We start from the raw sequence: 14,605 nt of genomic DNA on the forward strand, positions 1-14,605 counted from the left end.
CCCGCGCGGGGAACAGGTGAAACGGAGGGTTAGAACGGAGGGCTAGTTGTGGGTCATGCCGGGCGTGGAGTTGTGCGTCATGCCGGGGTCGGTGCCCGCCGAGGCCGGGGCGGCGATGACCGCGCCCACGACGAGCGCGACAGCGGCGAGGAGGGCGGCGAAAAGGGAACGCTTGGCGCGCATGGGGTTCTCCGTCGGTCGGCCGTCCGGCCGGTGCGGCCCGGACGGGCTGTGCACGGTGTGGAGCGGACCGATCGTCGCAATGCCACGCCACGGTGACGCCACACCCGCGTCAACGGCCGGTGAATGCGCGCGGAACCCCAGGCGACCACGCTGGGTGAGCGGGCGCTAGGCCATTGGGTTCGACCTTGCCGGGAACGTCTGTTCACCTGCAGTTCATGTTTCTAGGCTGATCCGATGTCCGCACCGCTGGGTCGCGCCCTTCAGCGTCGTCGCCTCGACGCCGCTGTCGACGCTGTGCGCGTCGGGCGGGGCCGTGTGCTGTTGGTCGAAGGTGAACCTGGCATCGGCAAGACGACCCTCGTGCGTGCGGTCACCGCGGCGGCTACGGGGTGCGCTGTCCGTTGGGGCTATGGCGATGAACTTGGCCAAGACTTGCCGCTGCTGCCTGTGCTCGACGCTCTACGGGGGGACGACCCCAGGCTTGAGGCTGCTGACCGGCTGTTGCGGGGTGAGACCGGTGCTGTCGACCCCGTGGCCGCCGCGTCGCGCCACCTGCTCGCGATCATCGCTGACCAGTGCGCTGCCGTCCCCACCGTGATTGTCATCGACGACCTTCAGTGGGCCGATAGGGCTACCGCCACCCTCTGGTGCCACCTAGCGAGACTTGCCCGCGATCTACCCCTGCTCCTCATCGGCATGGCCCGCCGAGTCCCTCGCGGCACCGAGCTGCTGGCGATCCGGCGAGCCGCGGGCCGGTCCGGGATCCTGACCCTTGACCGCCTCGATGACGACGCGGTGAACATGCTCGTCGCCGACCTCGCGGGCGGCACTCCCGGGGCGCGGCTGCTCGCACTGGCTGATGGTGCCGCCGGAAACCCGCTCTACATAACCGAACTCGTTGAAGCACTTCGCCGCTCAGGTTCCATCGCCGCGCAAGAAGGGGAGGCGGAGCTAACCGCGGACCTAGCGCCCGGGTCGCTTGCCGCCGCTATCGCACACCGCCTGGACTTCCTGCCTGAACGAGTCCGTTCGGTCTTAGGTGCCGCCGCTCTGCTAGGTGTCGAGTTCGATCCGGCTGATGTAGCGGCAGTGTTGGGGGAGAGGGTCACCGATCTAGTGAGCGCGTTGGAGGAGGCCCGCGCGGCGGGCGTTCTTCGCGAGTCGGCAGACAGGCTTGCCTTTCGCCATCCGCTGATCCGTTCCGCCATCCACGACGATCTACCCGCCGCCGTCAAGGCTGTTCTGCACCGTGACGCCGCGGTTGCTCTCGCTGGATCCGGTGCGCCGATCCGCCGTGTCGCGAAGCAGTTCCTGCGGGCGGTGGACCTCTCCGGAGCGGCCCGCCTCGACGCGTGGTCCACCGCATGGCTCGCCGACGCCGCATCGGCTCTTATCGCGCAATCCCCGGCTCTCGCTGTGCGCTTACTCGACCGCGCGGTTCGCGACACAGGCGAAGGCGGCCCGCTCGCGGCCCGTCTCGCCGACGCCCGCTATCGCACGGGCGACCCCGCTGGCGCCGAAGAGGTCGCAGCCCGTGCCTTGGCCGCTACAACCGACCCTGATCTGATCATCGACCTCCACTGGACCCTCGCCCAATGCCGTGCATTGACCGGCCGTTCCCGAGAGTCACTCGCCGCTCTAGCGGCGGCGGGCGACCATCTGCCTGACAGGCACAAGGCTCGGCTGTTGGTGCTTACCGCTCGCGCTCACCGTGACCTCGGTGAAGTTGACTTGGCCGGAGTTGTCGCCGCCCGCGCGTTAGAGGCCGCTGAAGACGACCGCTGGACAGTCGGCTGGGCCTTGCACGTCCTGACGGTCGTGTCAGTCATGAGAGGCGACGTCGCCTCCGCTCTGCCGCTGTTCGACCGGGCGCTCGCGGTCACCGGTGCCGACCCGGCGCTTCTCGACCTGCGCCTGCTGCTGCAGATCAATCAAGCTGTGGCACTCGGAGATGTCGACCGCTACCCGGAAGCCATCGCCGCTGCGACGACTGTGCGCACGTTGGCCCAAGACGCGGGTGGCCTGGTCCGACTCGCCCAAGCCCACAGCGCTCTCGGTGAGCTCTTGTTCGACGTCGGCCGCTGGGACGACGCGCTGACCGAAGTGACAGCTCTACCGGACGACGTCAAGGACCCCGGTGTCGCGTGCTGTGACCACGGCATCGCCGCTCTCATCGCCTTCCACCGTGGCGACCCCGAACGCGGCACCGCCCACCTCGCTGCGGCGGCTGAGCCCGCCAAGCACATCGGCAACCGTGTGATCGGGTCTCTAGCCCTCGCTAAAGCTCTCGACCATGAACGGCGAGGTAGGGCTGACCGCGCCCTCGCAGGGCTCTTGAGCTGTCTTTCCGAGACAGCTCAAGAGCTAGAGGAGATGGAAGACCTGCTCCCCGAGACCGTTCGTCTCGCGCTGCTGGTTGGTGACCACACCGCGACCGAGTACGTCGCGGGCTTGGCCGAGAAGTCCAACGAACCCACTGCGCACCGACTAGGGGCGGCAGCGCTATGCCGAGGCCTGATCGACCGTGACCCGCTAGCGCTGTCTCGGGCCGCTGAGCACTACCTCACGGCTGGACGTCTCTTCGCACGCGGCCGCGCGCTTCACGCTGCCGCAATTGCGTGGGCTCAGGCAGGGGACACGGTGTCCGCACGAGCGGCGTTCACAGCCGCCGACGACCTCTATGACACCCTCGGAGCGGCCTGGGATGCGGCAGGACTGCGTTCGGCACTCCATACCCATGGCATCCGTCGCGGCCCCAGGTCTCGCCATCGCGTAGAGCGCACGGGATGGAGCAGCCTCACTCCGGCAGAGTCAACGGTGGCGGAACTGGTAGCGCGCGGACTGACCAACCCCGCGATCGCCGCAAGGTTGGTGCTATCGCCACGAACCGTGGCCACCCACGTCTCCCACATCCTCGCCAAACTGGGCATGGCCTCCCGGACGGAGATCGCCAGGGAGGCCGCCGCTCACTACCGCGAGTCCGGGTGACGCTGTCCGCGCCGACGACTCCACATCGGCACCGCGAACCACCAAATCACAAACCACCCGACGATCCCCGTCGTCAGCCACGTCGCCTGACGCGTGCCCAGCACCACGTCCAGGATCAGAAGCATCGACGCCCCCAATGACAAGACCAGGAAGCCCAACCCGCACAAGGTGAACCACCCTGTCGCTGCCACCAAGTGGCTCTTGAGCCTCCGCCGGAACACAAGCCGGTGGAACGGCGCAGGCGCGATAAGAAGCGCCGTGGCCGCCGCCCCCAACAACAGGGCGATCACGTAGACGGTTCGCTGGAACTCGCTGATCTCAGCGAACCGGGGCGTGAACGCCAACGCCAGCAGGAAGGCCAAGAGGAACTGCACCCCGGTCTGCGCGACTCGGATCTCTTGCAACATCTCTCCGTAGTTGCGCGTCAGGCGCTGGTGCGGGGTCTCGGGATTGTGGATCATCGCGCTCTCCAGGATCACAGGCAGGGTGGTTTGTCCTGGTATCAGCCTGCTCGTCCACCCCGCCCGAGACATCCGTCCACTGACCGACACGGGAACGCCGCGTGACGAACCACCCGGGATCGACACAGCGGCCGCGCGAGGGGCGGGTCGTCCTGCTCGGCGAGGCGAGGTGCTCGCTGATCTGCCTGGGTGAGGCTCGACTGGTCCGTTGCGTCGACTATCAGGCAGCTTGGCCGATTTTCACTACCGCTGACGGTGGTCCTGTGCCACGGTCCGGCTGTGAACAGACGTATGCTTGTGACCAGCGTGCTCGCTTTGACAGGTGTGCTCGCGATGACCACAGCGGCTACGGCAGCGCCAACTCTGACGGTATTGCCCGACCTGACCGGGCAGGCTTACTCCGCCGTGAGTGACGTGAACAACCTCGATGTGGCGGTGGGCGCCTCCGGCGACGGCGACGAGGTTTACCACGCCGTCCGGTGGGCCGCCGATGGGACGATCACCCAGTTGCCCACCCTGCCCGGCGACACGACCAGCGGCGCGACCGCCATCAACCGCCACGGTGTCATCATCGGGGCCTCCGGTACCCGGGCGGTCAAGTGGAACGCCAATGGCACGGTCGTCGAGCTTGCCAAGCCGGTCGGATACACCTCGGTGCGGGCTGCGGCGATCAACAACAGCGGCGTCGTCGTCGGCACGGCTACCACCGACTTCGGCCACTACGCGGCTGTGCGGTGGGCAGCTGACGGTACGCCCACCCTCCTGCCGCAACCGGTCGGTGCGCGCTTCTATAGAGCGGCGGACATCAACAAGGACGGCGTGATCGTGGGCGCGGCCGACTCCGGTTCGACGACGGAGGCCGTGGTCTGGAACATCGATGGCACCATCACCGCGCTGACCCTCCCCGCGGGTGGGAGTGATGGCGCGGCCTCGGGCATCAACGACAACGGAGTTGTCGTCGGTAACGCTACCGTCGGCCCCAACCTCTTCCGCGCCGTGCGGTGGGATGCCTCAGGTGCACCCACCTTCCTGGCCATCCGCTCTGACGCCACCGGTAGTGCCGCCGCTGACCTCAACAACAACGGCGTCGTTGTGGGATACGAGCGGGGATCTGGCTCCTTCTCCTTCCGCGCGGTGAAGTGGAACGCGGCCGGTGTCGTTGTCTCGCTTCCGATCCCGACAGGGTCGTGGAGCAGCCAGGCAACCTCGATCAACAACAAGGGCACGATCGCGGGCGTCTCGCTGAACGACGCGCTCCGCTGGAACAAGCCATAGATAGAAGCCTTGGCGGCGGCCATACGCCGCCGCCAAGGCTTCTAGTGAGCCACTAGTGCTTGCGCGGCAGGATGATCTCCGCCCACACGACCTTGCCGTCGTGGGTCGCGCGGGTTCCCCATCGGGACGCGAAGGACTCGACGATGTGCAGGCCGCGGTGGTGCTCGTCCTCAAGAGCGGCGGGAAGGGTGCGAGGACGGGTAGAGCCGTAGTCGCTCACGTCGATGCTTAGGCGTGTCGTGTCGGCGTGCAGGCGTAGGACAGCAGGCTGGCCGGTGTGCACGATCGCGTTGGTGACCAGTTCGCTGGCGATGGTGACAGCGCGATCTGTCAACGCACTCAAGCCCCAGGCTTCCAGATGCCTAGAGGTGAAGTCCCGCGCTCGCGCCGCAGCGTCAGTGCCGGTCGTAAGGGTAAGCGTGGCGAAGTGGCGGTTGTTGCCCTCGTTGCGTACGTACAGCAAGGCCACGTCATCGGTGTGGGCGCCTGCGGTCAGCTGCGTGATGAGCTCGTCCAACGCGTTCTCATCTTCGGGCAGTTCGCGTATCGCGCTGGCAAGAGACTCGATGCCGTCGTTGAGGTAGCCGTTCCGAGTCTCGACCAGACCATCGGTGTAGAGCACAAGTCGTGCGCCTACCGGGAACTCGATCTGCTGCTGCGCGAAGGTAGTGCCAACACCCAGGGGCATCCCCATCATCTGCCCGATCAAGGAAGGTGTGCCGTCGGGCGATACGTACACCGCAGGCAGGTGACCGGCGCTGGAGAAGGTCAAGGTGTTGTCTGTGGGGTCGTGCACCGCATAGAGGCACGTGATGAAGTCAGCGTCCGGTGTCGCCATCGCCAACTCGGAACTGTTGCGCAGCACCTCTGACGGCGGTAGGTCCAACAGCGCGTACGAGCGCACCGCCGTCCGGATCTGCCCCATCACCGCAGCCGCTGAGACACCTCGGCCCGCGACATCCCCGATGACGAACGCCGTGCGCCCAACCGGCAGTGACACCACGTCGAACCAGTCACCGCCCACCTCGGCGCCGGTAGCGGCAGGCAGGTACCGGGACGAGACACGCAAACCCGGGGTCTGCGGGATTGTCGGCAGCATGCTGCGAGCTAGCTCGGTCGCCATCGTCCGCTGCCTAGCGAACAGTCGCGCGTTGTCCAAGGCGATCGCGCTATAACCGGCGATGCCTTCCGCCAACTGCTCGTGCCGCTCGGTGAACTGTCCCGGCTCGGGATGGCCGAAGAAGAACCCACCCAGAACCTCGCCGGACGACGGAGATATCACCGGCACCGCAAGGTAGCTGCACACCGGCAGGTGACCCTCCGGCATCCCGTGATAGGGCGGGTTGTGCCCGTACCTCGAGTCGTTGGTGATATCGGGGGAGCGGGTGGTGCCGATCCCCTTGAACGTCGGCGCGAACACCTTGGTGTTGCGCGGCATGGGGAACTTCTCGAACGCCGACCGAGGTACGCCTGACAGCGTGAACAACGTGTACGACTCGCCATAGGAGTCGATCAGGTTGTAGAAGAACGCGCCGAACGATGCCCCGGTCGCCTTCGTCGCCGCGTCGGTCGCGTCCTGGACCATGGCGTCGATGTCCAGCTGCGCCGTCAGCCGCCTACCCACCACTTGCAGTGAGTCGACCAGATCGGCCGCGGCCCGCCACTGCTCAACGGCTTCCTCAAGAGCGGTGGCCTGATCCCTAGAGGCCTTCTCGAGCACGGTCAGGTGCTGGCGCAGCGCGTCGCGTTCCGCGGGTAGCCCTGCCCCGTGCGCGAGCAGCCCGACGCGCAGCCCGATCGCGACCGCCTTGAACTGCTCCGCCGTCCCGGCGGGCACCGGCACCCGCGAGTAGAGCACCACCGCGAACGGCGTCCCACCTGGCAGCACGCCCCCGAAACCCAGCACCGAGGCGATCCCGTGCTCGGCCACCAGCGCCTGGTCCCGCACGAACCCGCTGCCCGCGGCGACCGGCACGTGGAACACCCCGTACCCGTCGGCGTCGCCGTGGCCCCCGAGCGTGTCGCCGGGGGTGAGGCCGAACTCCCGGGTCATCGCCGCCATGATCGGCATCGAGTCGAACTCGTCGGCGGGTGGCAGCCCGCGCACCCGTTCGTCGTCGCTGTACGCCCCGACAGCGGCCTCCAGCACCAGGTACCTGGCCCCGGCCAGCACGCCGGGGTGCCCGGTCAGCTCCGCGCCACCGCGGATGGTGAGCAGCCGGACCAGCGGCAGGACCGGCCCGCGCGCGTCGGTGAAGCACTCGTGCAGCCGCTTGACCACCGCGCGCGAGGCCGCGGTGAAGTCGACCGCCAGCTCCGCCAGCCTGCGCAGGTCGGCGGCGGTGCGGACCATGTCGGAGAGACCGAACCGGGTGATGTCGTAGGTCCGCGCGTCGGGCACCCGGTCCGGGCTCACCGCCCCGGTACCTCGTCGGCGATGGTGAACAGCCGGTCGAGCGCGGTCGCCGAGATCGTCGCCGCCACCTGCGGCCGCAACCGGGCCAGCGTCAGCGCCCCGCCCGCGGCGACGGCCGCCTTGTGCAGCCGGACCAGCGCGCTGAGCCCGCTCGAGTCACAGAAGGACACCTCGCCCAGGTCGAGCACCACCGCCCGCCCGCTGCTCACCACGGCATCGGCCGCGCGCAGCAATTCCGGCGTCGTCCCGAAGTCCAGTTGTCCGATCACCGACACCACCGCGGTGGCCGCCTGATCGTCCACCGTGATCGTCAGCAGTGCCGGATCACTCACCCCGGGCTCCTTCCGCTCGCTCGTCGGGTGCAGATCGTAGCCGCGTGTGCCCTAGTCACGCACAAAGCGCTCTATCGCCGGTCAGGCCATTGCCGGGCCTGTTCTGCCGCGCCTGTGATGGCGTCGACCACGGCAGACAGGGGCTGCCTCGCGTCCACGGGTATCGCGCCTAGAGCAGTCACCTGCTGCTGGTACTGAGGACACCAATTGCGCAACCACGTTCGTTGGCCGGAGGCGCGGCCGAAGTCGTGGTCCCGACCGGGGTTGTCCAGGCGGGTCACCATGGTGGTTTCGTCGATCACCAGCAGATAGGCCCGGTCGAATCGGGGCCAGGCCAGGGCGACGTTGTCAGCGTTGCCGCACACATAGCGAATACCAGGCCCATCCACGAGTTCATCCAGGAGTTCCAGGTCCCATGACCAGGTGTGCTCCGAGAACCATGCCGGGTCAGCGTCGTCAGGCAACCACACCGGCTTGCCAGTGCGGTCCAACCACGCTGCCAACACGTTGTCAGCGTCAACTGCGTCTAACCCACGTCGTGTCAGCTCGGCGGCTACCGAGGTCTTGCCCGACCCAGAGCAGCCGGTGACTAGTACGGCTCCCACGTCAGCGTGTCGACCTATAGGCGACCACTGCCACATCGTCGTCGTATCCCGTTGCGGGGCGTAGGTCGTCAAATACTTGGTCGATCACGGTGGCTAGGGGGACGTCGTGGGCGATTCGGTTCGACAGGCTCAGACGCAGCCGGTCAAGACCCGCATCCCAGGGTTCGTCTCGCCGTTCCACCAACCCGTCTGTGTAGAGCAGGACCGTTGAACCCGGTGGTAGCTCTGTCTGCGCGTCCGTCCGGTTTGTGTCCGGTAGTACCGCCAGCGGCACGGACCCAGCTTGGTCCAACACGTGCGTGTCGCCATCCGCGGTGACCACGACCGGCGGCGGATGACCTGCACGGCTGTATCGCAATGTGCCAGTGGCAGGGTCAACAATCCCGCAGAACACCGTTGTGCAGCTTGCCCCGGGCACGTCTTCCGCATAAGAGTCCAGTTGAGACAACGCTTGCGCCGCACTGTCCGCCTGTTGCAGCAATGCCCGGCACGCGCTACGCAACTGGCCCATCACCGCCGCCGCAGCCAGTCCATTTCCCACGCAGTCACCCACCACGATCCCGATGCGCCCCTCCGGTAGCCGGACAACGTCGTACCAGTCGCCGCCGACCTCCAAGGGGACCACAGCGGGCTCGTAGCGCACGGCCAGCCCAGGTGGCAGATCAGTCGGCCCCAAGAGGGCGTGTTGCAGGGTCAGCGCCACCCCGCGTGTCTCATCGAAACTGCGGGCCCGTGCCGTCGCCAACGCCAGGTGCTGGGACATCAGCGCGAACAGGGACCGGTCGGCCGGGTCCGGCGCCGACCACGGCCGCACCACCAGCACGGCGTCCGCCGCGCCGAGTGCCGTGACCAGGGCCAGTCCCGCCTCATCGCGGGCCACGGCCACCGCTCCCGGCCTACGCCGCGTGGCGTCCGCGATGGCCTGCCTCAGGTCGGGTGACCAGTGCTCCCAGGTCACCGCGTCCGGATAGGCCACTACGCGCGGGTCAGGGGAGCCGGTCCGCCACAGCACCACCGCAGCCGACCACGCCCCGAACGCCTCCGCCAACCCGGGTAGCCCGGCGCCGAGCACGCCGTCGACGTCAACCGCCGTCGCCAGCGCCGCGGTGTACCGAGCCAGGGTGGCCTCCCGGTCGGCCGCCGTCACCCGAGCTGTCACGTCACGGACCGTGCCCACTGACATCCGAGCCGCTCCTGTCCGGTCCGGCAGGGTCGCCACCAGCGACGACACCCACACGCGGTGCCCATCCCGGTGCCGGATCGGATAGAGGAACTCGCCCTCCCCTTGGCGCAAGAACTGCTGGTGCACCCGCTCTTGCTTGTGGCGGTCCGGCCCCTCTGACAGCCACGGGTAGGGCCACCGAAACGGCAACCCGCTCACCGGGTGGCCGGTGATCTTCCCGAAGGCCGCGTTCGCCTCGATCACCGTCCCCTCCGCGTCAGCCAGGTAGAACCCTTCCTGAAGCGCCTCAACGAGGGTCTTGCGGAACCTCGCTGCCCGCGTGCGTAGCCGAGCCAGTTCCAGGTTCGAGCGAACCCGCGCCACCAACTCCGCTGGCGAGAACGGCTTAGGTAGGAAATCGTCCGCGCCTGCGTCCAGGGCTTCCACCGCGGCGTCCTCACCAGCGCGTGCCGATAGGAACACAACCGGTAGTTCCGCCGTCATTGGATCGGCGCGCAAGGTGCGCACCAACTCGAAGCCGTCCATTCCGGGCATCATCACGTCGCTAAGCACCAGGTCGGGGGCCTCTTCGGCTATCCGAGCCAAGGCGGAGGTGCCGTCCTCGGCCTGCACAACCTGCCAGGTGGGGCTTAGTAGCGCCGTCACGAACCGCCGCAGATCAGGGTTGTCGTCGACTACCAACACAGTCGGTGCGTCCTTCGGCGCTCGTGCCACCGGCTCCACCGCCGCGTCCGACCAGCGCAGCGCCTCCGTCAGATGCGCAGTCCGCCCCGCGGGGATCGGAACACTCGACTCGGTCGCGGTCTCTCCATAAGGGATACGAACGCGAAAGGCGCTACCCGCGCCGACCTGCGACGTGGCGCCGGTAGACCCGCCGTGCAGCCTCGCCAGCTCGTCGACCAAAGCCAGCCCGATCCCAGCGCCCTCGAACGAGCGCCCACGCCGATCCGTGACTCGATGGAATCGCATGAACACCTGGGGCAACTCGTCCTCGGGTATCCCTACACCGGTGTCGCGCACTACTAGTTCGACGTCATCGCCCAGGTCGACCAGGTCCACCTCGACGTGCCCGGCGAAGGTGTACTTAACCGCGTTCGACAGCAGGTTGAGCACGATCTTCTCCCACATGCCCCGGTCGACCGCGACCATCTGCGGCAGCAAGGGACACCGCAGCACCAGTGATAGCCCTGCCTTGCGCACCGCGGGCGCGAATGAGGTCGCCACCTCTTCGGTCAACGCCGCCAGGTTGGTCCACCTGAGTTCCGGTGTAAGTGCGCCCGCCTCCAACCGCGCCAGATCCAGCAAGTCGTCAACCAGCCTGCGCAACCGCTCCGCGTTGCGCAGCACTACCTCGGCCCGCTTCTGCTGCGCAGGCGCAAGAGGGGTCACCTTGTCGGCTACCGCGTCGGCGGCCTCACCGGCGATCAGCGTCAACGGCGTGCGGAACTCATGGCTGACGTTCGCGAAGAAGTCCGACTTGATCCGGTCCAACTCGGCCAGGTCCGTGATCTGACGCCGTTGCTCCTGGTACGCCCGCGCGTCGGACACCGCCGCCGAGATCTGCCCACCCACCAACACCAGGAAGTCGTGGTAGTCCTCATCGAACTCCCGGTGCTCGGACACCCCCAACACCAGCACCCCGGGCGAATCGCCCCCACTACCTGGCTGCAACGGCACCAGCAGCTCGCGGTTGCCCCGCCGCACCGACTCCCGCGCGTGCCACGCCGCCGCTACCGCCGCGGCCCGTCCCTCGTCCTCGGGCGCCAACCCGCACTCGGCGGCCACCGGTAGCGCCTCGTCCGCCCCGAGCAGGTGGAACCGGGCATAGGCGACCTCCGCGTGGTGCTCGGCCAGTACCCGCGCCGCCGCCGAGCACACCGCCTCGACCGAGTTGTCCGCCGAGCGGGGCAACCCGCCGAGGTCGCGCAGCGCTGCCAGCCTGCGCGCGGCCACCACCCGCGATGTCGTGTCGGTGGTCGTGCTGAACACCCCCGCGATCCGCCCGTCCCCCTCGCGCACCGGGCTGTGCGAGTAGGTCCAGAACGTCTCCTCGGCGAAGCCGCGGCGGTTCATCACCAGCCGGTGGTCGTCCACCCAGGTGCCGGTACCGGTGCGCAGCACCTCGTCGATCTCCGGCCCGATCGTCGGCCAGACCTCCGCGAACACCGCCCGCCCCGAGACGCCGAGGGCGCCGGGGTGCTTGGCGCCCGCCAGCGGCGCGAAGGCGTCGTTGTAGAGCACGGTCAGCTCGTCGCCCCACCACAGCAACATCGGGTGCCGTGATTCCAGCAACAGCCCGACCGCCGTGCGCAGCGCCTCCGACCAGCTCGTGCGCGGCCCCAGCGGCGTCTTCGACCAGTCGACGCGCAGCACCAGCCCGGCCATCTCCCCGGCTACCGGCTCGTCGACGCGCACATCGGTGACCTTGCCCCATCGCCGCGGTGGACGCGACCTCTTCCCCAGGTGAACCGCGTCCGTCAGGATGAACCTGCGGTAACGGATACATTGCCGGTGGCGACTCTTCCGATGACGTGCGTATGGCGTGACCAAGGGGGTATGACGGTGTCGACCGCACCGGACGCTGGGGAGACCGGCATGCCGACCGTCGTGTCCGCTGTGGCCTCGACCCGGGGTGATGTGCTCACGGTGCACATGCCACCCAGGTTGGAGCACCTGGTCACGGTTCGTAACCACGTGCGGGTGTGGCTCGCCGACTTCGGCGTGGCCATCGAGACCGCCCGCAACATCGTCATGGCGACCGACGAGGCCATGACCAACGTCGTCGAGTACCGCTTCCGCGCGGACTCCGCTGCCGGGGTGGTGACGTTGACCGCCCAGGCCAGCTCCAACACCATCGTTGTCACGGTCGCCGACAACGGCCCCTGGCAGTTGCCGACGCAGGGCAACCCCATCAACGGCGGGTTCAACCTCCCCCTCTTGCGTGTCCTCGCCGACGAGGTCCACCTCCACCACCAAGACGGTAGGAGCACCCTCGTCGCGCACTTCCCGCATCGCGGCTGAGCGCACGCGCTCACCCGGCTCGGGGCATCATGGGCGCCATGAGCGTGCTGCGAAACGTCAAACGAGTCGGGTACGGAGCGATGCAGCTGGCCGGTCCAGGCGTCTTCGGGCCGCCCGCCGACCCGGATGCCGCCGTCGCCGTCCTGCGCCGTGCCGTCGAGTTGGGCGTGGACCACATCGACACCTCCGACTACTACGGCCCGTACGTGGTCAACGAGCTGATCGCCCGCGCCCTGCGGCCCTACCCGGCCGACCTGGTGATCGTGACCAAGATCGGCGCCCGCCGTGACGACACCGGCAACTGGCTGCCCGCGCTGGCGCCCGCCGAGCTCCGCTCCGCCGTGCACGACAACCTCACCCGCCTCGGTGTAGAGCGACTCGACGTGGTCAACCTGCGTGTGATGGACGAGTCGCCGCTGGAGGAGTCGTTCGCCGTCCTCGCCGCGCTACGCGAAGAGGGGTTGGTGGGGGAGTTGGGTATCAGCAACGTGACACTCCCTCAGCTCGAGAAGGCGCGCGAGGTCGCGCCGGTCTCTTGCGTCCAGAACCACTACAACGTCACCGAACGCGGCGACGACGCCTTGGTCGATCGGACCAACGAGCTCGGGATCGCTTATGTGCCGTTCTTCCCACTAGGTGGGTTCCAGCCGATCCAGGCTGAAGTGCTGCACACGGTCGCTTCCCGCCATGGCGCTACCGATCGGCAGGTAGCGCTCGCCTGGCTACTGGCTCGTTCGCCGAACATCCTGCTCATCCCGGGCACCAAGACGCTGGCGCACTTGGAGCAGAACCTGGCCGTGGCCGATATCGATCTCACCGCCGAGGACATCGCCGAGCTCGACGCCATCGCGGGCTGATCACGGGGCTGATCACCGGGTTGGGACCGTCGGTGGGGACCGGCATCTGCGTCATCACGTCGTGGTGATTTGTCGGCCCCCGCTGATATCCTGGTTCGGTGACGGGGCAGAAAGCCGACTGGGGCGCCTTCGGGCGGCGTTACCGGACATTCTTCCGCAAGCGGGCCGAGGTGCCTTTCCGCGTCGAGCCCCCCACCGGGGACGGGCGCACGCTGGGTTCGGGTGAGCCGCTCTTCACCTTGATCGCCAACGACAGCAAGGGCATGGCCGCGCTGAACTCCCTGGACCAGGTCCAGGTCGGTCTCGCCTACCTCGAGGGCCACCTCGACATCGAGGGCGACATCCTCACGGCCTTGAAGGTGCGCAAGTTCTTCGGGGACTTCCACCCCCTCTCTTACGCGAACCGGTTCCTGCCCGCCGTCGTGCGCGGTAAGACCGAGCACGACCGCAGGTCCATCACCGCGCATTACGACCGCGACCCCGAGTTCTTCCTGTCCTTCTTGGACGATCGGCACCGCTGCTACACCCAGGGTTCGTTCAAGTCCGACGACGAGCCCATCGAAGACGCCATGACCCGCAAGATGGACATGGCCATCGAGCAGCTGGGCCTCAACCCGGGTGACAAGGTCCTCGAGGTCGGTGGTGGCTGGGGCGCGTTCGTCGAGTACGCGGGCCGCAAGGGCATCGAGGTCACCACGTTGACCCTGTCCGAGCCCTCTGAGCTCTACCTCAAGGAGCTCATCGCCCGCGAGAACCTCCCGTGCCAGGTGCTGCGCCAGCACATCTACAAGTACTCGCCGGGCATCAAATACGACGCGGTCGTCAACATGGGTGTCACTGAGCACTTGCCTGATTACGCGACGTCGTTGCGCAAGTACGAGGAACTGCTCAAGCCCGGTGGACGGGTCTATCTGGACGCCTTGGCCATGCGTGCCAAGCACCGGATGTCCACCTTCATGAGCCGCTATGTCTACCCGGGTGTGTCGAGCCCCCTGCTGCTGCACGACTACCTGCGCCATGTGGCGAAGTCGCCGTTCTCCCTGACCTCGGTGGACGACGAGCGCCACAACTACTACCTCACCTGCAAGATCTGGGCCGAGAAGCTCGACCGCAACCGCGAGCACGTGATCAAGAACTGGGGCGACCCGCTGTACCGGCACTTCCGGCTGTTCCTCTGGGGCTCCGCCGCGGGCTTCGACAGCGGCCTGGTGCAGGCGTACCGCTGGACTCTGGAGCTGCCCGCGCGCTGATCCGACCGCGCCTGTGGACAACCGCGCCCGCACT

Annotated in this window: 11 protein-coding genes; 5 read left to right on the forward strand and 6 right to left on the reverse strand. The window is 67.8% G+C overall.

Annotation, left to right across the window (positions count from 1 at the left end; all coding sequences use genetic code 11):
* Positions 1-42: 42 nt before the first annotated feature.
* On the reverse strand, positions 43-183 hold the full coding sequence (locus LV75_RS18955; protein ID WP_253888274.1) for a hypothetical protein: 141 nt from the start codon (positions 181-183) through the stop codon (positions 43-45).
* A 234-nt stretch (positions 184-417) separates the two neighbouring features.
* On the opposite strand from LV75_RS18955, the gene LV75_RS18960 reads away from it, so the two are divergent.
* Positions 418-3,171, forward strand: coding sequence for a helix-turn-helix transcriptional regulator (locus tag LV75_RS18960; protein ID WP_253888275.1), 2,754 nt, complete (start codon positions 418-420; stop codon positions 3,169-3,171).
* Here the strand turns inward: LV75_RS18960 and LV75_RS18965 are convergent.
* Positions 3,153-3,632, reverse strand: coding sequence for a DUF6328 family protein (locus tag LV75_RS18965; protein ID WP_253888276.1), 480 nt, complete (start codon positions 3,630-3,632; stop codon positions 3,153-3,155). The two genes, LV75_RS18960 and LV75_RS18965, sit on opposite strands and share 19 nt — an antisense overlap.
* A 333-nt stretch (positions 3,633-3,965) precedes the next feature.
* Between LV75_RS18965 and LV75_RS18970 the strand changes: the two genes are divergently transcribed.
* Positions 3,966-4,907 (forward strand): DUF3466 family protein, encoded by a 942-nt coding sequence (locus tag LV75_RS18970; RefSeq protein ID WP_253888277.1) that lies wholly within the window; start codon positions 3,966-3,968, stop codon positions 4,905-4,907.
* A 52-nt stretch (positions 4,908-4,959) separates the two neighbouring features.
* Here LV75_RS18970 and LV75_RS18975 read toward each other — a convergent pair whose 3' ends face one another.
* The 4 genes from LV75_RS18975 to LV75_RS18990 form a co-directional block, all read right to left on the reverse strand.
* Complete coding sequence (locus tag LV75_RS18975) at positions 4,960-7,323, reverse strand: ATP-binding SpoIIE family protein phosphatase (protein WP_253888278.1); 2,364 nt, start codon at positions 7,321-7,323, stop codon at positions 4,960-4,962.
* Positions 7,320-7,655: an STAS domain-containing protein gene (locus LV75_RS18980; RefSeq protein ID WP_253888279.1), complete on the reverse strand. Its 336-nt coding sequence runs from the start codon at positions 7,653-7,655 to the stop codon at positions 7,320-7,322. Before LV75_RS18980 ends, LV75_RS18975 begins: the two co-directional genes overlap by 4 nt.
* Before the next feature lie 71 nt (positions 7,656-7,726).
* A complete protein-coding gene (locus tag LV75_RS18985; RefSeq protein WP_253888280.1) occupies positions 7,727-8,161 on the reverse strand; it encodes a hypothetical protein in 435 nt (144 codons plus the stop codon).
* 100 nt (positions 8,162-8,261) lie between these two features.
* Positions 8,262-11,858 carry a SpoIIE family protein phosphatase gene (locus tag LV75_RS18990; RefSeq protein WP_253888281.1) on the reverse strand — a complete coding sequence of 1,199 codons (3,597 nt, stop codon included), beginning with the start codon at positions 11,856-11,858 and terminating at the stop codon, positions 8,262-8,264.
* A gap of 141 nt (positions 11,859-11,999) precedes the next feature.
* Between LV75_RS18990 and LV75_RS18995 the strand changes: the two genes are divergently transcribed.
* The 3 genes from LV75_RS18995 to LV75_RS19005 all read left to right on the forward strand — a co-directional run bounded on the left by LV75_RS18995 (position 12,000) and on the right by LV75_RS19005 (position 14,571).
* Positions 12,000-12,464: an ATP-binding protein gene (locus LV75_RS18995; RefSeq protein WP_253888282.1), complete on the forward strand. Its 465-nt coding sequence runs from the start codon at positions 12,000-12,002 to the stop codon at positions 12,462-12,464.
* 38 nt (positions 12,465-12,502) lie between these two features.
* Positions 12,503-13,321 carry an oxidoreductase gene (locus tag LV75_RS19000; RefSeq protein WP_253888283.1) on the forward strand — a complete coding sequence of 273 codons (819 nt, stop codon included), beginning with the start codon at positions 12,503-12,505 and terminating at the stop codon, positions 13,319-13,321.
* A gap of 98 nt (positions 13,322-13,419) precedes the next feature.
* Complete coding sequence (locus LV75_RS19005; protein WP_253888284.1) at positions 13,420-14,571, forward strand: class I SAM-dependent methyltransferase; 1,152 nt, start codon at positions 13,420-13,422, stop codon at positions 14,569-14,571.
* The last annotated feature ends 34 nt before the right edge of the window (positions 14,572-14,605 follow it).

This window comes from Actinokineospora diospyrosa, from assembly GCF_024171925.1.
Taxonomy (GTDB): Bacteria; Actinomycetota; Actinomycetes; order Mycobacteriales; family Pseudonocardiaceae; genus Actinokineospora; species Actinokineospora diospyrosa.